The organism is Sphingomonas sp. CARO-RG-8B-R24-01, from assembly GCF_022662295.1.
Classification (GTDB): domain Bacteria; phylum Pseudomonadota; class Alphaproteobacteria; order Sphingomonadales; family Sphingomonadaceae; genus Sphingomonas.
Map to the genome: position 1 here is coordinate 32,631 of NZ_JAKNQI010000011.1, position 18,937 is coordinate 51,567.

At 64.1% G+C, this 18,937-nt stretch carries 14 protein-coding genes; 11 read left to right on the top strand and 3 right to left on the bottom strand.

What is annotated here, in order from left to right; translation table 11 throughout:
• Positions 1-749: 749 nt before the first annotated feature.
• From L8G49_RS18640 to L8G49_RS18650, 3 genes are all read left to right on the top strand, one after another.
• Complete coding sequence (locus tag L8G49_RS18640; RefSeq protein ID WP_242187293.1) at positions 750-1,775, top strand: hypothetical protein; 1,026 nt, start codon at positions 750-752, stop codon at positions 1,773-1,775.
• Positions 1,751-2,155: a hypothetical protein gene (locus L8G49_RS18645; RefSeq protein ID WP_242187294.1), complete on the top strand. Its 405-nt coding sequence runs from the start codon at positions 1,751-1,753 to the stop codon at positions 2,153-2,155. Before L8G49_RS18640 ends, L8G49_RS18645 begins: the two co-directional genes overlap by 25 nt.
• A gap of 254 nt (positions 2,156-2,409) precedes the next feature.
• Positions 2,410-2,913 carry a hypothetical protein gene (locus L8G49_RS18650; protein WP_242187295.1) on the top strand — a complete coding sequence of 168 codons (504 nt, stop codon included), beginning with the start codon at positions 2,410-2,412 and terminating at the stop codon, positions 2,911-2,913.
• Here the strand turns inward: L8G49_RS18650 and L8G49_RS18655 are convergent.
• Positions 2,851-4,593: an adenylyl cyclase gene (locus tag L8G49_RS18655; protein ID WP_242187296.1), complete on the bottom strand. Its 1,743-nt coding sequence runs from the start codon at positions 4,591-4,593 to the stop codon at positions 2,851-2,853. The genes L8G49_RS18650 and L8G49_RS18655 overlap by 63 nt on opposite strands.
• Positions 4,594-4,772: 179 nt before the next feature.
• On the opposite strand from L8G49_RS18655, the gene L8G49_RS18660 reads away from it, so the two are divergent.
• Together L8G49_RS18660 and L8G49_RS18665 are read left to right on the top strand one after the other, a co-directional pair.
• Entirely contained in the window at positions 4,773-5,585 is an 813-nt protein-coding gene (locus tag L8G49_RS18660; RefSeq protein WP_242141166.1) for a glycoside hydrolase family 16 protein, read from the top strand.
• Positions 5,582-6,262, top strand: a complete 681-nt coding sequence (locus L8G49_RS18665; RefSeq protein ID WP_242187297.1) for a DUF6445 family protein — start codon at positions 5,582-5,584, stop codon at positions 6,260-6,262. Before L8G49_RS18660 ends, L8G49_RS18665 begins: the two co-directional genes overlap by 4 nt.
• Here L8G49_RS18665 and L8G49_RS18670 read toward each other — a convergent pair.
• Positions 6,259-8,511 (bottom strand): glycoside hydrolase family 3 protein, encoded by a 2,253-nt coding sequence (locus L8G49_RS18670; protein WP_242187299.1) that lies wholly within the window; start codon positions 8,509-8,511, stop codon positions 6,259-6,261. The two genes, L8G49_RS18665 and L8G49_RS18670, sit on opposite strands and share 4 nt — an antisense overlap.
• Before the next feature lie 220 nt (positions 8,512-8,731).
• On the opposite strand from L8G49_RS18670, the gene L8G49_RS18675 reads away from it, so the two are divergent.
• From L8G49_RS18675 to L8G49_RS18700, 6 genes are all read left to right on the top strand, one after another.
• On the top strand, positions 8,732-11,797 hold the full coding sequence (locus tag L8G49_RS18675) for a TonB-dependent receptor (RefSeq protein ID WP_242187300.1): 3,066 nt from the start codon (positions 8,732-8,734) through the stop codon (positions 11,795-11,797).
• Between the two features lie 112 nt (positions 11,798-11,909).
• Positions 11,910-13,433 carry a tryptophan 7-halogenase gene (locus L8G49_RS18680; protein WP_242187302.1) on the top strand — a complete coding sequence of 508 codons (1,524 nt, stop codon included), beginning with the start codon at positions 11,910-11,912 and terminating at the stop codon, positions 13,431-13,433.
• Positions 13,433-14,155: a SapC family protein gene (locus L8G49_RS18685; RefSeq protein WP_242187304.1), complete on the top strand. Its 723-nt coding sequence runs from the start codon at positions 13,433-13,435 to the stop codon at positions 14,153-14,155. Before L8G49_RS18680 ends, L8G49_RS18685 begins: the two co-directional genes overlap by 1 nt.
• Positions 14,148-15,179 (top strand): cupin-like domain-containing protein, encoded by a 1,032-nt coding sequence (locus tag L8G49_RS18690; protein WP_242187306.1) that lies wholly within the window; start codon positions 14,148-14,150, stop codon positions 15,177-15,179. Before L8G49_RS18685 ends, L8G49_RS18690 begins: the two co-directional genes overlap by 8 nt.
• A complete protein-coding gene (locus L8G49_RS18695) occupies positions 15,176-16,654 on the top strand; it encodes a tryptophan halogenase family protein (RefSeq protein WP_242187307.1) in 1,479 nt (492 codons plus the stop codon). The genes L8G49_RS18690 and L8G49_RS18695 overlap by 4 nt, the downstream gene beginning before the upstream one ends.
• 5 nt (positions 16,655-16,659) lie before the next feature.
• A complete protein-coding gene (locus tag L8G49_RS18700) occupies positions 16,660-17,706 on the top strand; it encodes a LacI family DNA-binding transcriptional regulator (RefSeq protein ID WP_242187309.1) in 1,047 nt (348 codons plus the stop codon).
• A gap of 234 nt (positions 17,707-17,940) precedes the next feature.
• Here the strand turns inward: L8G49_RS18700 and L8G49_RS18705 are convergent, their stop codons facing one another.
• On the bottom strand, positions 17,941-18,768 hold the full coding sequence (locus tag L8G49_RS18705; RefSeq protein WP_242187311.1) for a DUF5694 domain-containing protein: 828 nt from the start codon (positions 18,766-18,768) through the stop codon (positions 17,941-17,943).
• Positions 18,769-18,937 lie beyond the last annotated feature (169 nt).

Below are 18,937 nucleotides of genomic sequence, written 5' to 3' on the forward strand. Positions count from 1 at the left end.
CATAGAAATTACGCTTCTGACAGTGGCGATGTGGAAAAATGTGTTGAACGGCTGTACTGACTCTGCGGGAATCAACAGGGATTTTACAAATTACGCCCGCTGAGATGGAAAGTACCTGAAACAACTAAACAATCTACGATGCCGACTGGTTCATGGATGCTCTGCAAACTAATTGGACCTCGTCCGGTGTTCCGGTGCATGGATCCCGGCTCGGACCGGTGAATACGAGAAGCGACGATACGGACCTCGCAGGCGCACCGAGATCATGTATGGGGGCCCGAAAGAATGGCGCCCCGTGGCCATCCGTTACAACTGGTTCCCTGCGGTCTTCCCCTCCGCCGTCGCCCTCCCGGCCGTTATCTTGTGGCTATGACCAATGGGTCCTGACCCTAACCTATAAACCCGTGCTCAAAGATCGCAGGTCACGTCAAAAGCGCAAGACGGTTCGTGCCTTCGGCGAGCGAAACACAGTCAACGATTCCCTCTTTTGGCGCGGGTTCGAGTCCAGTTTTTGAGAAAAACTGGATGTGGGCCACGTCGGGGCCATGGGTTTGCCTGATCGTCAAAAGTTGTGTTTTTACAGTGCGTAAGCACGTTGCTGTGAGTCCTGTAAGCGGCACCATTCGCTAGACTACTTAACCTCGTACAAGACGACGAATGGTATCCGTTAGGGGCGCCATGACGTTAATCTTGACATGTTGGAAAATGCTGCTCAAATGTTCTCGTCGTATCGATGGGGGCGAGGCGGCATGGCACAGTCTGCAAATGACGAGCGACAGACAGCGTTTTCTCGATGGTTGCGAACAGGCAGACTGCCACGTATCTCAAACCCGGACGTCGTCGAGTCCAAATTCAATCATTGGCATGATCCCACCAACGGTCGGTTCACCTTCGCGGGTTCTGGGCATGACCATGGCGGTGCCGCGCAGAAACCAAAGCGCCGCACCAGCGACCGTTCACCAGGCACGGATCACAGCGGGCAGTCTGGTGCGGCATCGCGCGGCGCGACGATGCCGCGCAGGGAAACTCCATCTTCCGAAAAACCGACACGCGTTGGCGAAACTCCGCGAAGTCGCTTAACGGCTGAGCCTGAGTCGGTAGCCGCGGCATCGCGACGGATCGATCGGCCAAATCCGGTTGCAGAATTCGCCGGAGGCGTCGGCGAGGGTCTGTACCGCGTCGGCGCGGGTACAGTAACAGGTGTGTACTCCGTACTCACGACCAATCCTATCACAACTGTCCAGAATGTCGGGATCGGAGTTGCGAGTACGATCGACGCGGCGCTCGTGGCCGATGCTACGCCGATGACCGTCCACATCGCGCGTGCAGCGAATGCCGTTACGAATGCCTCGGCGCGCGATTGGGGGAGGGCAACCGGGTTAGCCGCCGGCCATGTTGTGGTGGCAGCAGTCCCAGGAGCAGTGATAGCTAAAGTCTCCGCATTGCGTGCGGTGGAAACGGTGACGTCGGAAGCTGTCTTCAACCCGCCACCAATTCATTGGGTAAAGGAAACCTCTAGAAGCACGAAGGCCTGGAAGGCATACAATGATGCGGCAACCGGAACGCGGCCAGGTTATGCACCGGCGTTGACCCGAAAGATGGCGGACGGCTCGACAAGGTTGGTGAAGTTCGATGGCATACATGGGGACCATGTAATCGATCGAAAGTGGAAAGTTACGGACGCTCCGAATGCGCGAGCACAGGTATTACGGCAATCCGAAGCGTTGGCGCAGCACGGCAAGAATGGCATGTGGGAAGTCCCTACTGCAAAATAGAAAATAAGAGCTCAAAAGCTTCTGCAGAGAATGGGGGTTACCAATATCAAGGTAAGGGTAGTCAAGCCATGATAGCTAGACAGATAGCAAGCCTCATTGGGAGTGTTGTTGTATTTTTGGAAACGTCGGGGGACGATATCGTTGATCCTGACGCTGCGGTACAGCTTATGGAAGTCATTTGCGGCGATATAGAAGAACTCGACAAAAGGTTCCTACGGGAACTGGTTGACGCCTTTGAACTGGTTGCTTCAGATTACAGCGGTGAGACGGCGGAGTTGGTGCGGAGAATACCGCATTACTTTTATCTCGAAGAAGTACTCGCAGTTGACGATCCGATACGGTTGGCAGAATTGGAGGCATTGCGTGGTGCGATGGATTGAAAGGTCAAGGCTACGAAGCTTAACGTCGATATGAAACGGATTGCGTAACGATCGCCTACCAACGACGTGGAATTGAAATTTGCCAATAGTTTGAGTGCCCATCTTCGACCCCTTTGGGGCACCAGTACATAAAGAGAACATGCTGGAAAACCGCAAAAATATGCGGTATATTGCCTCTCGGCTGTCCCATTATTTCTCACTTTGTTCCGCTAAGGCCCGGCAAAAAGTGGCCACGAATCATGGGACCACGAACTTTGCAGAAGGCGTGGCCCCCGGCCACCATCAAGAAGGCACGCTGGTTCCTCGAACTCCTCGGCGGCATCGCCAATCGTCCCATCGCCCTGGTGACGCCGCACGAGCTTCTCGACGTGCTCAAGCGGGTGGAACGCCGCGGGCATCACGAGACGGCGCGCAGGCTTCGGTCGTTTGCGGGCCGAATTTTTCGCTATGGTTTTGCCACGTTGCGGACCGAGCGTAATCCCGCGGACATTCTGCGGGGCGCGTTGACGGTCCCGAAGGTGAAGCATCACGCCGCCATCATAGAGCCGAAGAAGGTCGGTGAGCTCCTGCGAGCGATCTACCCCCGCTGTAGCCTATCCAACGAACTGCCGAGTTGGGTGGAAAGCGGACGGCCCGCCTTCGGGTGGTCCTCGCTGTTTGTTCATATCGTGAAGCAGCGACCGTACCAGGCCCGGTTATTCCCGGTATCGCCGCAGCGTTTGCCGGACGCTTCCAGGTCGCGCGGCCGATCCGGCTGAATTGACGGGATGCGCGATCGTGCCCTTGCCGCCGCCGAGCGAGATCGTGGTAACATTGCTGATCCGCACGCCGGGAGCATCAGGCACTTCGATCGCGCTCGCCAGGACGATCGAAGGATCGGCGGTGAAGTTCGCATATACGCCGAGGCCGACCGCCTCATGGTGACGGACGTGATCCGCAACCTTGTACGCCGCCCAACCGCGATCCGAATCCGCGCGCCATGCGTGCTGGCTCGGGGGATCGTAGGGCAGTTCGTTCTGGTAGAAGAAGGTCCGGCCGTTCTCGCCATTCCACAGCGTCTGCCAGCCCTGGAAATGTTCGACGAACAAGCCATAACAGGTGACATGGTCGCCGTTGACGACGAGCCCGTGCTCGCCGCGGCTTTCGGCCCAGCCGACATGCACCCGGCTACCCTCGCGATCGCCATGATCGGCGCGCCAGATCCACAAATGATCGCCGATCACATGATGGCTGTTGATTTCCAGGCAGGTCCCGACGTTGCCGACCGCCGCCCCGCCGACGCGGAAGAAGACATCTGCGAGAAGCATCGGATTGGCATGATGGTCGCCGCGCGCGCCCTTTGGTCCCACCTGCAGCAGGACGGGCGACAGCTGCGCGCCGGCATCGATCAACACGCCCGCGAGCGACACGCCGGGCACGTCGTCTATCATCATCGCCGCATTGCCCGCTTCGCTCAGCAGCGTTGCCAGCCCCAGCCCGAGCACGATCGTATCGGCGCGGCGCACGCGGATCGGTTCGTGCAGCCGATAGACTCCGGGGGTGAGCAGCAAATGGCGGCCGCTCGCCAGCGCGCGGTTGATCGTCGCGATCGGGGTGGTCGGATCGGCGACGAGGAAGCGGTCGAGCGACACGCTTCGGCCCGTTTGCCGGCCCTGCCACGAGACACCGGTCGCCGCCCGCCGCAGCGCCGGAACGAACACGCCCCACACGCCATCGGACTGGATGTGCAGGAACGGCTTTTCGCGGATGACCGGCACGGTCGGCAACGTCGTGTACGGGGGCTCGGGGAAGCTCGTCGGCGGGGCGCCGGCCACGCCCATGAACATCATGTTCCAATTGGCGCCCTGCCAGCCGCCAAGCTGTGAGCTGCGCGTGAACCATTGTTGCTGCGTGCCCGAGCGCACCACGCCCTCGACCTGGCAATCGGCCATGAACCCTCCGCTCGACCAGCCGCCATCGTCGAGCGCGAGGTCGCCGACGAGGTGCATCCGACGGTACGGCGCCGCCTGCGACACCGCCCAGCGATCGGCGCGATCCGGCGGTCGCACTGCCATGTTCTCGACCGATCGCCAGAAATTGACGAGCGCCATGCCGTTTTCCCAATCGGCCTCGGCATGGACATGGCCGGCGACGGTGACCGCGTCGGGTGTGAGGCCAAGCCCCGCGACCTGCGTGAAGAAGCCGACGTTAATGTCGAGCCGGTGGACGCCCGGCTTGAGCAGCACGGCGTAGCGACGATCGGTGAAGTGCGCGCGTTCCTGCTGCGCGAACCAGCCGTCGATACGCGCCTGTGCGCCCGGCATGCCGGGATCGACGATCAGCACGTTCGGCAGGAGATCGGGATCGCGCGGTGCTGGCAGGGGGCGTGCCGCAATCCCAGTCGCGCTAACGGCGGCGATGCCCGCCAGAACCCCGCGGCGTGTCGCTTCTCTCGTCAAACTCTCGTCCTCATTTCGTCCGCAGGATCTCGCTATCGTCCGATCCTAATCTACCGAGACCGGGAATGGCCACCGCCAACGCGGGCGCTTTTCGCGGCATTTTGCTGGTGGTCTCGAACGCGCCCGAGCTTTAAGCCGGTGCGACAATCGGTTGCTCATAAGCGGGATGAGGTGATGCGGTGACGAGTGTCGTGACGCTGTTCGCGCAGGCCGTGAGCCTGGCAGCGACCAATTATTCAGTCGACGTGCCGATGCGCGCGCCCCCGACGCGCCCGGCCTTCGCGGACGAGTTCGACGGTGCGATCGATTCCTCGCGCTGGCGCTTCGACACCACGCGCAACCGCGAAGGTTGGGCCAATCATGAGCAGCAATATTACGCCGCCGATCGGCGCGAGAATGCGCGGATCGATAAGGGCGCGCTGGTGATCGAAGCGCGGCGCGAGGCACTCCGTTCGGAAGCTGACTGGGGCGGGCAGGGATATAGCTCGGCCAAGCTCGTCAGCCGCCAGGCGCTTGGCTATGGCTTCTACGAGGTCCGCGCCAAGCTGCCGTGCGGTCGCGGCACCTGGCCCGCGATCTGGTTGCTGCCGCAGACCGGGAACTGGCCTGACATGGGCGAGATCGATCTGATGGAAATGGTCGGCTGGCAGCCGTACGTCGTCCACGCGACGCTCCACACCGCCGCATTCAACCACAAGCTCGGAACGCAGCGCGGCGCCGAGACGCGCGTCGCGAGCGCGTGCACCGCCTATCATCGCTATCAGCTTGACTGGCAGCCGCACAGCATCACGTTGGGCGTAGACGGGCATGGTTATATGCGCGTTCGTGACGACCAGCCCGGCGGGCATGCCGCTTGGCCGTTCACCGTGCCGTACCAGCTAATCCTCAATCTCGCGGTCGGCGGCGATTGGGGCGGTGTGAAGGGGATCGACGACGCCGCGCTGCCACAGCGTCTGTCGGTCGATTATGTCCGCTACTGGCGCGCGCCGTGAGCGCCCCCGCGATCTCGCTCCACCGGGTCGGGCGCGAGGCGCAGCCGCTGGTGGTGATCGACGACTTCGCGGCAGATCCCGATGCGCTGCGGGCCGCAGCGCTTTCATCGACCTTCGGCCCGGCGTTGCAGCATTATCCGGGGATACGCGCTGCCCTGCCGGACGCCTATGTGCCCACCCAACTCGCGGTGCTGGCAGACGTGCTGGGTCCGCTCCTGGCCCGCGCGGGCGCGGTCGAAGTGGTCGATGCAAGCTTTTCGATCGTGACGACCCAGCCCGACGCGCTCGATATCCGCCAGCGCATTCCGCATTGCGACGCGTTCGGGGCGCACCGGATTGCGCTGGTGCATTATCTCACGCCGGGAGACGGTGACGGTACGGCATTTTTCCGCCATCGCTCGACCGGGTTCGAGACGATCGACGAAGACCGCGCGCCGATCTTCTTCGGGCAACTCGAGGCTGAATTCCGCCATGGCGGTCTGCCCCCCGCACGCTATGTCACGGGGGACACTTCGCTGTTCGAGCGCACCATGGCGGTCGAGGCGCGCTACAATCGCGCGCTGATCTACCCGAGCTATCTTCTCCACAGCGGTTCGATCGCGCCCGATGCGCTGCTGTCGAGCGATCCCGCGAGCGGGCGGCTCACCGTGACCGCCTTCCTGTCGGTCACGGCCTAGGGCTTCATCGTTGCCGCCGCCACGGTCGCGCTCGATACGAGCGCGCGATCTGTCGCATCATGCGCCAGCGCGACGCGATACCGGCCCCCCGCGATGCGCCAGCCGGGCAGCGCGATGTCATAATCGGCGAGGATGCGCGGCTCGGCGACGAGCGTCACGCGCGTCGCCTGACCCGGCTTGAGCGTCACGCGGCGGAACGCGGCGAGCCGCATCGGCGTCGCCGACCCCTCGCGCGCGACATAGACCTGCGGCACGTCGGCGCCGGCAATCTTCCCGGTATTCACCACTTCGAAGCTGATGCTGAGCTTCGCGCCGCCCGTCACCACGGGGTTGCGATACGCGAAGCGGGTGTAGCTGAGCCCGTGGCCGAACGCGAAGAGCGGGGTGGCGCGGGTCTTTTCGTACCAGCGATAGCCGACATCGGCGCCTTCGGCATAGTCGACCGGGAAGCTCGCCAGTTGGTGATCGCCGGCATGGCCGGGGTCGGCGGCCGCCTGCGCCTCTGCACTCGTCAGGCGATCGAGCCCGACCGGGGCGGCGCGCGGGGCTTGCACCGCGCTCGCCGGGAAGGTGATCGGCAGGCGGCCCGACGGGTTGACGCGGCCAGTCAAAATATTGGCGATCGCAGGGCCGCCGCGCTGGCCGGGATACCAAGCCTGCAGGACCGCAGGCACCTTCGCCAGCCACGGCATCAGCACGGGGCCGCCTGTCTCCATCACCGCGATCGTCTTGGGCTGTGCCGCGGCGACTGCGGCGATCAGATCGTCCTGGCGATCGGGCAACGACAGATCGGGCACGTCCTGCGCTTCGGTCGTCCATTGCGTTGCGAACACGATCGCGACGTCGGCGGCCTTCGCCGCAGCCGCCGCGGCGGCGGGATCGCTGCCATCGATCCAGGTGACCTGTGCCTGCGGCATCGCGGCGCGGATCGCGAGCAGTGGTGAGGATGCGTGCCAGGTGACGCGCGCGAACGACGAAGCAGCGCCGCTGGTAAGCGGGATTTCGACCGGCGCGCCGCCGACCGAGCGGACCTGGCTCGACCCGCCGCCCGACAGCACCCCTACATCGGCACGACCGCCGATCAGCACCACGCGCTTGGCTGAGCGCGCCAGCGGCAGGAGATCGCCATCGTTCTTGAGCAGGACGATTCCGGCCTCGGCGGCGCGCTGCGCAACCTCGGCATGCGTATCATAGGGGATCGCTTGGGCATCTTTCGCGGGCGCGTCGTAGGCCCCGGTTTCGATCAGCCCGGTCAGATAGCGGATCACCATGTCGTCGAGCCGCGCCATCGGCACGCGGCCCGCGGCGATCTCGGCCTCGAGCGCGTCGGCGAAATAGATCGCGTGGTCGAGCTCCTGCCCCGATTCCTGATCGAGCCCGGCATTCGCTGCCTTGGCAGTCGAATGCACCGCGCCCCAGTCGCTCATCACCCAGCCGCGATAGCCCCAGTCGCGCTTGAGCACGTCGTTCAGCAGATGCGCATTCTCGCACGCCCAGTCACCATTGACCTTGTTGTACGCGCACATCACCGAGCCCGGCTTGCCTATCTCGATCGCGATCTGGAACGCGAGCAGGTCACTCATTCGCAATGCCGCTTCGCCGATCTTCGCATCGACCACGGTGCGGCCGGTTTCCTGCGCATTGAGCGCAAAATGCTTGATCGTCGAGACGATGTGGTTCGACTGGACGCCCGCGATATGCGCGCCCGCCATCGTGCCGGCGAGCAGCGGATCTTCGCCGAGATATTCGAAATTGCGCCCGTTCCATGGGTCGCGCGTCAGATTGACCCCACCCGCGAGCAGCACGCTGAAGCGCTTTGCGCGCGCCTCCGCGCCGATCATCGCGCCGCCGTCGCGGGCGATCGCGGGATCGAAGGTTGCTGCGGTCGCGAGGCCGGAGGGCAGGGCGGTGGCCACGTCGCCCTTACGCTGCTCGATCTGGTTGGCAACGCCGAGCGACGCGTCGCTTTCGCGAACCAGTGGAATGCCAAGATGCGGGACGCCATCGATGTGACCGGCCGACGGAATGAGCTCGTTCAGCGTCTTGCCCTTGGCCATCGGCGGGAAGAGACCGTGGACCAGCGCGATTTTTTCGGCGAGTGTCATTTTGGCAACGATCGCCGCCGCGCGGGCCCTGGCGCCCTGCGCTGGCGCCTGTGCAGCCGTGGGTCGCCCTGCCGCGGGTACGGCGGCGCCGATGCTCGAGAGCAGGGTTGCGCCGAGCAGTACGCGGTGAAGTGCCCTAACCATTTCGAAATTCTCCCAACCTTTAGCGGCAATGCCCCTCGCCGGTGCGAATTTCCGCTTCGCTCTACCGCCGCCTTTACGGCACAGACAGCACATCCTGGGAACGTTCACAACATCGCGTTTGTGCCACTCCGCCGACTTGACAATCCATCTGCTGCGGAACAAGTGAACGTTCTCAAACAAGAGGGCGCAGGGGTAACGCGCCGATACCAGGGAGGATGACATGGGGGGCTTCAGCACCCGTTTGGCTACGCGTTTGACGCTGGGCGTATCCACGCTCGCGCTGGCGGGCTATCCGATGATCGCACTGGCGCAGGACGCTGCATCGACGATGGGCAACACCGGTCCGTCGACGACGCAGGACCAGCCGACCAGCACCACGACGACACAAAGCACCGCGACCGCCGACGGTACGGATACGAGCGGCGAAATCGTCGTCACCGGGATCCGCGCCTCGCTGCGCAGCTCGATCAACCTCAAGCGCAATGCGCAGGGCATCGTCGATGCGATCTCGGCCGAGGATATCGGCAAGTTCCCCGACACCAACCTCGCTGAATCGCTCCAACGCATCACTGGCGTGTCGATCGATCGTTCGAACGGCGAAGGCCAGTTCGTCACCGTTCGCGGGTTCGGCCCCGAATATAACCTCGTCACGCTCAACGGCCGCCAGCTCGCCACCTCGACGATCGGCGACGGCAACAGCGCCCCCGTGTCGCGCTCGTTCGATTTCGCCAACCTCGCATCCGAAGGCGTCGCGGCGCTCGAAGTCTACAAATCGGGCCGCGCGAGCGTGCCGTCGGGCGGCATTGGCTCGACCATCAACATCCGGACCCCGCGGCCGTTCGACAAGCCAGGCCTGCGCGGGTCGCTGTCGGCGCGCGGCGTGGTCGATACGTCGCAGAACGGCGGCAAGGACGTGACCCCTGAAGTGTCGGGGATCTTCTCCGACACCTTCGCCGACGACCGCATCGGCGTGCTCGTGCTCGGCTCGTTCCAGGAGCGTCATTTCAGCGCAAACGCGGCCAATGTCGGCTTCCGCGACGGCTATCTCGGTGCCGAGAACAATTGGGGGTCGCTCGCGCAACCTGGCGACCCGCGTGCCGCCAACATCACCAACCGTCCGGGTGCGACCGACGTTTATCAGGTGCCGCAGAATGCGGGCTATGACGTCGTCAACGGCAAGCGCAAGCGCATCAACGGACAGGCGGTGCTGCAGTTCAAGCCGACCGACACGCTCACGGCGACGTTCGACTATACCTATTCACGCAACACCGTCGACATTCGCGATAACAGCGTCGGCATCTGGTACAATCACAACGACACGTCGAGCTCGTGGACCAACGGCCCGGTCGCCGGGCCGAATTTTTACACCGAGCGGTTCGGCGCGGCGGAGACCAAGGATCTCGCTTACTCGGCGTCGCAGACCTCGGCGCGCAGCGAGAACAAGGCGATCGGCGGTAATCTGACCTGGAAGGGGCCGGGCGGCGTCACCGTCGTGCTCGACGTCAACCACTCGACGGCGGAATCGAAGCCCAACAGCCCGTATGGCAACAGCAATTCGGTCGGCACAGCGGTGTTCGGCATCCAGAATCAGACGGTCAATTTCCAGAATCAGCTGCCCGTGATCTCGTACAACATGTATTCGGGCATCGATCCGCTCAATGCCGCGAACATCGTCCCGACCGGCAACGCGTTCCGCAATTCCTACTTCCGCGACGAGATCAACCAGATCCAGCTGAAGGGGCATTACGACCACAGCCACGGCTTCCTCGAGAGCCTCGACTGGGGGGTGCAGTACACTGACAACAAGGTCCGCTCGGCCTATAGTGTGCTGCAGAACGACACCTGGGGCGGCACCGGCGGCGACAGCGCGGCGCAGCGCGCGGCGGCGGCGGCATTGCTTCCCGACAGCCTGTTCACGCTGACCAGCATTCCCGACAAATTCTCAGGCATCAGCGGCGCCAATTCGGCGGACATCGTCAAGTCGTTCTACACGTTCAACCTGCCCAGCGTCGTCACGCTGCTCGATCAAGCGTACAAGATCTGCGGCGGCAACGGGCAGTGCCTGATCCCGTACACCACGGACTCGCGTGTGCGCGAAAAGACGATCGCGCCGTATTTCCAGTTCAACGGCAAGTTCGACGTCTTCTCGATCCCCGGGCATGTCATCGGTGGCCTGCGCTACGAGACGACCGACGTCAGCGCGACCGCCCTGGTACCGGCCCCATCCGGTGCACGGCAGAATTCGCAGAACGAGTTCAACATCCTGTTCAACGGGACCAGCTTCACCACGTTCAAGGGCAGTTATCAGAACTGGCTGCCGTCGGTCGATTTCGACATCGAGCCGACCAACACGATCAAGCTGCGCGCGTCGTACAGCCACACCATCACGCGGGCCGACTATGGCAGCCTGCAGGGCGGCCGTCGGCTCGACACGCTGTTCCGCGTCGGTGGTGGCACGGGCTCGGTCGGCAATCCCAATCTGATCCCGTTCAAGTCGAAGAATATCGATCTGTCGGCGGAATGGTATTACAACAAGGAGAGCTACATCTCGATCGGCTATTTCCATAAGAACGTGTCGAACTATATCAGCAGCACCGTCGTCAACCAGACGATCCAGGGGATCACCTCGCCGACCACGACCTTCAACGGCGTGACGCAGAACGGCCCGCGTTATCAGGCGGCGCTCAACGCCTTGGGGGCGAACGCCACCTATGCGCAGATTCGCGACTATATCGGCGCCAACTATCCGGGCGGCGTGGTCAACGGGACGATCGTCGCGCAGCCGAACGATCCGCTGGTCAACTTCGTGATTACGACGCCGTTCAACAGCGCGCAGACCGCCAACGTCGACGGGTTCGAATTCGCGATCCAGCACAATTTCTGGAACACCGGGTTCGGCACGATCCTCAACTACACGATCGTGCGCGGAAATCAGAACTACAACAACCTTCTGCCGGCGAGCGTCTCGCAGTTCGCGATCACCGGGCTGTCGGACAGCGCCAACGCGGTGCTGTTCTACGACAAGAACGGGCTGCAGGCGCGTGCCGCGTATAACTGGCGGAAGGGGTATCTGTCGGGGGCGGGGGTCAACCCGTTCTATGTCGATACCTATGGCCAGCTCGACGTCAGCGCGAGCTATGCGCTCACCAAGAACATCTCGGTGTTCGTCGAGGGGATCAACGTCAACAGCGAGGATCGCAGCGGCCATCTCCGTTCGGATCGCAACGTCGCGTTCGTAACCAAGCAGGATCCGCGTTATTCGGCGGGCGCGCGGATTACGTTCTAAGAGCGCGGAAAAGCGCCATCCTCGCGATGCGAGGGTGGCGTTTCTCGGGTCCGCACGGCACAAGCGCTGTCGAACGGGTTTCCGCGCACGGACCACCAACAGGACGGGCCAATTGGATACGGCCATCACCAATGTCGTCATCGTCGGCGGCGGCACCGCAGGCTGGCTTGCCGCCTGCCGGATCGCCGCGGCGGCGCGGCCAAGCGCGGCGCAGCCGATCACCGTTACGCTGGTCGAATCGCCCGATGTGGCGACGATCGGCGTCGGCGAGGGCACGTGGCCGACGATGCGCGCGACGCTCGAGCAGATCGGGATCGGCGAGGCCGAGTTCCTGCTGGCGTGCGATGCGTCGTTCAAGCACGGCTCGCGCTTTCGCGGCTGGGCGACCGGCGCGGCCGACGATGTCTATTTTCATCCCTTTACCCCGCCCGCCGAAGCCGACGCACGCGCGCTGCTGGCCGTCTGGCAGGCCGAGGCCGCCGGGGCCGCCTTCGCCGACGCCGTCACGCCGCAGCCGCACGTGGCCGGGCAGGGCCTGGCGCCGCGCCAGCGGGCGATGCCCGATTATGCGGGCGCGTTGAACTATGGCTATCATCTCGACGCGGCCAAGCTCGCCGCGCTGCTGCTGCGGCACGCGACCGAGCGGCTCGGCGTGCGGCATCTACGCGATCACGTGATCGCGGTCGATCGCGCGGAAAACGGCGACGTGCTCGCCGTCCGGACCCGCGACCAGGGCGCCGTCGCGGGCGACCTGTTTCTCGATTGTACCGGCCATGCGGCCTTGTTGGTCGGTGACGTGCCGTTGATCGACCGTAGCAACGTGCTGTTCAACGATCGCGCGCTCGCGGTGCAGGTGCCCGTCGCCGCCGATAGTCCAATCGCCGCGCAGACCGACGCGACCGCACATGCCGCGGGCTGGATCTGGGACATCGGCCTGCCGACGCGGCGCGGCGTCGGGTGCGTCTATTCCTCCGCGCATATGAGCGACGATGCCGCGCTTGAGACGCTGCGCGCGTATCTCGGGACGACCGCGCCGATCGCGCCGCGCCGGCTGACTTTCCGCTCGGGGCACCGAGCGGAATTCTGGCGCGGCAATTGTCTCGCGGTCGGATTGTCGGCGGGGTTCCTGGAGCCTTTGGAAGCGTCGGCGATCGTGACGATCGAGCTGACGCTCGACGCGCTGCTTGACGACTGGCCGACGCGCGAAACGATGCCGCTGACGGCGGCGCGGTTCAACCGGTTGTTCCGCTATCGTTGGGACGGGATAGTCGAATTCCTCAAACTGCACTACGTACTCAGCCGACGCGACGAGCTTTATTGGCGGGATCATCGCGACCATGCCTCGATCCCGCCGCGCCTTGCCGAACTGCTGGCGCTGTGGCGGCACCGGCCGCCGCTGCGGGCCGACCTGCCGATGCTCGACGAGCTGTTCCCGGCAGCGAGCTATCAGTATATCCTCTACGGCATGCACGCGCAGCTCCCCCGGCCGGGACCGTTCGGCACGCGCCGGGCGGCGTCGCTCGCACAGATCGCGCAGCGCACGCGTGGCATGCTTGCGACGCTGCCGCCAATCCGCGTCTATCTCGATGCGTGCCGGGCGGACCATCGATCGATCGCTATGGAGCAGATTCCCTGATGACCAACCACGTTCTGCTCACCAGCGAGGAGCACCGCACGCTGCGCATCCGGCCGAGGCGCGGTGCGGATCTGGGCGATGCGGTGATGTCGTGCCTGATCGTGCCGAGCGAGTTTCGCCGCGTGCAGAACGTCTATCCGATCCTTTTCCGGCTGACCCCGCAGCGCGATCGCTTCCAGGCGCTGGCGATGTTCGGGTTCGAACCGGGCGAGAACCTGTTCCTCGATGGCGATCGCTGGGATGCGCGCTATCGTCCGCTCGCGCTGGAGATCCAGCCCTTTCTGGTCGGCCACCCCGCGACCCCCGGCGGCGACAAGCAAGTGCATCTCGACCTCGACAGCCCGCGCATCGCCCCGGGGGGCGAGGGGGTGCGCGTGTTCGACGATCTGGGCCGCGCGACGCCGTATCTCGAGACGCTCGCCGCGCAGCTTGGCGAGCTCGATGCGGGGTGGCAGGCGAGCGAAGGGTTCTTTGCGGCGCTCGCGCGGCACGAGTTGCTCGAGCCGCTGACGCTCGAGATCACGCTGCCCGATGGGAGCATCAATCGCCTGGTCGGCTATCACGGCATTGCCGAGGAACGGCTGCAACAGCTTGACGCGAGCGCGCTCGGCGAATTGCATGCCGATGGGCATTTGCTGCCGATCTTCATGGCGCTCGCCTCGCTCGCCAACGTCAGCGAACTTATCGACCGCAAGAGCCGGCGGGACATGCCGCTTGGCTAAGGCACATCCCGGTATCTTCCACGATCTGGCGAAGGTGCCGGAAATCGTTGTGGCGGACGCGGCCGAGCTCGGCGCGCGGTTGCATGACGCCGACGCGCCGTTCGTCGTACGCGGGCTGGTCAAGGATTGGCCGCTGGTCGCGGCGGGTCGTCGCTCGTCGCGCGAGACGCGCGCATATCTGCTGCGGCATCACCGCGACACCGCCTTCACCGTCGCGGTCGGCGAGCCGGGCGGCGACGGGCGCCTGTTCTACGATGCGGCCATGGCGATGAATTTTCGCACACTGCGTGCCAAGCTGCCCGACATCTTCCAGCGGATCGACGCGATCGAGGGGCAGGCGGGGGCGCCGCCGGTCTATCTCGCGTCGATCGACATGCACCAGTTCTTCACCGGCCTGTACGAGGCGAACCAGGTCGATCTCGGCGACCGCACGTGCCTCGCGAGTATCTGGATCGGCACCAGGACGCGGATCGCCGCGCATAACGATCTGCCCAACAATCTGGCGTGCGTGGCCGCGGGGCGGCGGCGCTTCACGCTGTTCCCCCGCGAGCAGTTCCGCAATCTGCACCTCGGGCCGATCGACAACACGCCCGCGGGTCGCGCGATCAGCATGGTCGATTTTCACGCTCCGGATGCGCAACTCCACTCGCGATTCCCTGAAGCGCTAGCACATGCGCAGGTCGCAGACCTCGAAGCGGGCGATGCGCTCTACATCCCAGCGTTATGGTGGCATCACGTTGAGGGGCTCGCCGATTTCAACGTACTGGTGAACTATTGGTGGCGCGAGACGCCGCGCTGGATGGGCTCGCCGCAGGATGCGCTCAATCATGCGCTGCTCGCAATCCGCGATCTGCCCGCCGATCAGAAGCAGCATTGGCGCGACATGTTCGACTATTACGTTTTCAACAATGGCGACGACGTGACCGCACATATTCCAGTGGAGGGCCGCAGTATTCTCGCCCCGCTAACCCCGGAAAGCGCCGATCGCATCCGCGCCTTCCTGCTCAGGAGCCTCAGCGCATGACCGCCAGCCCGCGCCGGATCGTCGTCGCCGGGGGCGGCACCGCAGGGTGGATGGCCGCCGCAGCGATTGCGCGGACGATGGGCCGCACCGCCGCGGTGACGCTGATCGAATCCGACGCGATCGGAACTATCGGGGTGGGCGAGTCGACGATCCCGCCGCTCGTTACCTATAATCGGCTGCTCGGCATCGGCGAGGCCGATTTCATGCGCGCGACGCAGGCGACCTTCAAGCTTGGCATCCTGTTCGATGGATGGAAGGACGGCAGCGACCGCTATTTCCATTCGTTCGGCACGACCGGACAAGACCATTGGTCGGCGGGCTTCCAGCATTTCTGGCTCAACGGCCGCGAGCGTGGGCATGACGCGGCGTACGACGCCTATTGCCTCGAGCTGGTCGCGGCGATGGAGGGCAGGTTCGCGCATCTCCCCGACGAGCGGATGAACTATGCGTATCAGCTCGATTCCTCGCTCTATGCGCAGTTCCTGCGGCGGATGGCGGAAGGCGACGGCGCGCGGCGGATCGAAGGGCGGATCGCGCATGTCGCGCTCGATGGCGAAAGCGGCGACGTCGCTGCGCTGCATCTCGAATCCGGAGTCGTCGTCGAAGGCGACCTATTCCTCGACTGTACCGGTTTTCGCGCGCTGCTGATCGAGCGGGCGCTGCATGCCGGGTTCGACGATTGGAGCCACTGGCTGCCGTGCGATTCAGCGATCGCAGTGCAGACCGAGAACGTCCGCCCGCCCGTACCCTATACGCGAGCGATGGCGCACGACGCCGGGTGGCAGTGGCGCATCCCGCTACAGCATCGCACCGGCAACGGCATCGTCTATTGCAGCCGCTATCTCGACCGCGACGTAGCGCTTGCCCGCCTGCTCGGTAACGTCGAAGGGACCGTGCTGACCGAGCCGAACCATATCCGCTTCGTCACCGGCGCACGGCGGCGGCAATGGCACCGCAACGTCGTTGCGATCGGGCTGTCGGGCGGGTTCATGGAGCCGCTCGAATCGACCAGCATCCATCTTATTCAGCGCGCGATTTTGCGGCTGATCCGGATGATGCCGGCGGGGGCGATCTCGCCGCGCGATATCGCCGAATTCAACGACCAGCAATTCGCCGACATGGAGCAGATCCGCGATTTCCTGATTCTACATTACAAGGCGACCAACCGCCGCGAGTCCGCGTTCTGGCGGCAGTGCGCGGCAATGGACGTACCCGAGACTCTCGCGCAGAAGATCGCCTTGTTCCGCGAGACTGGTCGCGTGTTCCGGCGGAACGAGGAACTGTTCGCGGAAAATAGTTGGGTGCAGGTGATGATGGGGCAGGGGATCGAACCCGCCACCCACCACCCGATTGCCGCGAAGCTCCCCGATGAGGAACTGGCGAGGTTCCTCGCGACGCTGCGCGACAATGTCACGCGCACCGTGGCGGGGTTGCCGCCGCACGCCGCCTATGTCGCGCAATATTGCGGCGGCTGAGCGGAATGGCACGCCGGCGCCAGGCCGTCACGATCAAGCACGTCGCGGCGGATGCAGGGGTTTCGCTGCAGACTGTCAGCCGCGTCATCAACAAGGAGCCCGGCGTACGGCCTGAGATGGTCACGCGCGTGCAGGAGGCGATCGACCGGCTCGGCTACGTCCCCTCGATCGCGGCGCAGCGGATGGGCGGATCGCGCTCCTATCTGATCGTCGCGCTCAACGACCGCGAGCGCACGCTCGCCGACTGGCGCGCGCGCCAAGGCGTCGACTGGGTCGATCAGATGCTGCTCGGCGGGATGCTGACCTGCGCGACCTACGGCTATCGCATGATCGTCGAGCTGGTCGATACGCACAGCGACCATATCGCGCGCGAACTGATGGGGGCGATCGCCGCGCTCCAGCCCGACGGCGTGATCCTGACCCCGCCGCATTCGGAGCATCCGCTGATCATCGATCTGCTCGAGGCGCAGCGGATCAGCTTCGCGCGGATCGGGTCGCGGCGCGCGGGCGCAGGCTTCGCGCTGTCAATGGACGAGGAACGCGCGGCGCAGCTTGCGACTGAGCATCTGATCGCACTGGGCCATGATCGGATCGGCTTCATCGGCGGACCAGACGATTATACGCTGAGCGGGTGGCGTATTGACGGCTGGCGGGCGGCGATGGCCGCAGCGGGCTTGCCTGACACCCTGCTGGCACGCGGCGATTTCGGCTATGCGTCGGGGCGTGACGCTGCAGCCACCTTGCTCGATGCGGCCGATCCGCCGACCGCGATCATTGCGAGCAACGACCAGATGTCGCTCGCCACGCTAGAGTTGTGCCGTGAGCGCGGGATGGTGGTGCCGCGCGACGTGTCGCTGATCAGCTTCGACAATACGCCGATCGTGCGCTTCACGCACCCACCGCTCACCGCGATCGATCAGCCGATCGCCGACCTCGCTGCACGCGCCGTCGAACTCATCATCGGCGAGCTCGCCGGACGTGATGCCCCCGAGCAGCCTATCATCGTGCCGGCCAAACTCGAATTGCGCCAATCGACCGCTCCGCGCCGCTAGCGCAGCGCATCCCGGTGGCTGTCGCGGTGCTCAGGCGCCAGATCGCGGCCGCACTGGGCAATGCTTCTTGCGGGGTCCTGGTATCTAGCGCGCTCGGCTATGCCGGGCGTTGGCGCCGGTCTGCCACTGTTGACGCTGTTCTCCGCCAATCTGCGGTGTAATGGGAAACGAACCGATGTCCGCTGTTGGTGAGCCGAAAACGGGGCGCGAGTGGCCGGGATTGGGTCTCTCCGATCATCGTATCTGATCCGCTGCCCTTTGGAGATAGGGTGTTACATCGACCAATTCGTAGCCTGGCGTGGTGGCGGCGAAGTGCCGCAGCCAGTAACCATGGCCTGCTCCGTACACGACCAGGATGCGATCTCCAGGCTTCGCCACATTGATGAGCTTGGCAAAGATTTTGGCGTTGCGCAGGTACCACATGGCGTTGAGGTCCGCCCCCGGCTGGTCATCGCCATCACCGAACCGGAGCATTGAGTAATAGGAGTCCTGACCGCCCATCGGGGTTGAGGGGTCGTTGTAGCGGATCAGCATCTTTGGGATGCTGGTGGTCGCCTGTTCTTTCTCGAACTGATGCGCAGAGGCTTGAACTCGTGCGAAAGCCGCGTCGAGGTAAGCCTGTTCACCATGTACCTTCGCATAGGTTTCGACACGGCCGATTGGGAAGTAGTCGGGCTCGCCTTTGCCAGGCTGTTCGTCGATGCCTTGGACCGATCGCAGACCAACGCGGGACGCGACACGGTAGCCAATCTGCGTCGTTTCGTCCCTGTCGGTGCGGAGCAGTGCAGGTGAGAAGCTCGTGAAATCTGCAACGTCGTAGGACGGGCCAGGACGTTGCACCTCAACCATGACCCGCGTCGGCTTGAACGTCGCGATAGATTCCGCCAGCGCTTCGAGCTCGCGCTGACGGTGCGGTGTAGTGACATCGTCGACGCGGACATTGACCTTGTCGCGACCAGGGTTCCCGAAGTGGTAGGTGCCTAGAACCATGACTTGGATCGGGGCGGGCTGTGGCGCGGGAGTGACCGCAATCGCCGCGGCAGCAAGCATCGTCAACATCATACAAGGCATCCTCAAGGTGTGTTGCCATAATAATACACACTGATTGAAGGCTGTCTATGGGATCATAGCGGTTGGCGAGAAGACTGCTCAGCTCAGTAGAACCGCATCCCTCTGGGTAAGCCGGCGGGCAGTAGGTCGAAATCCTCTGGCGCAACCGTCACGCTACCAA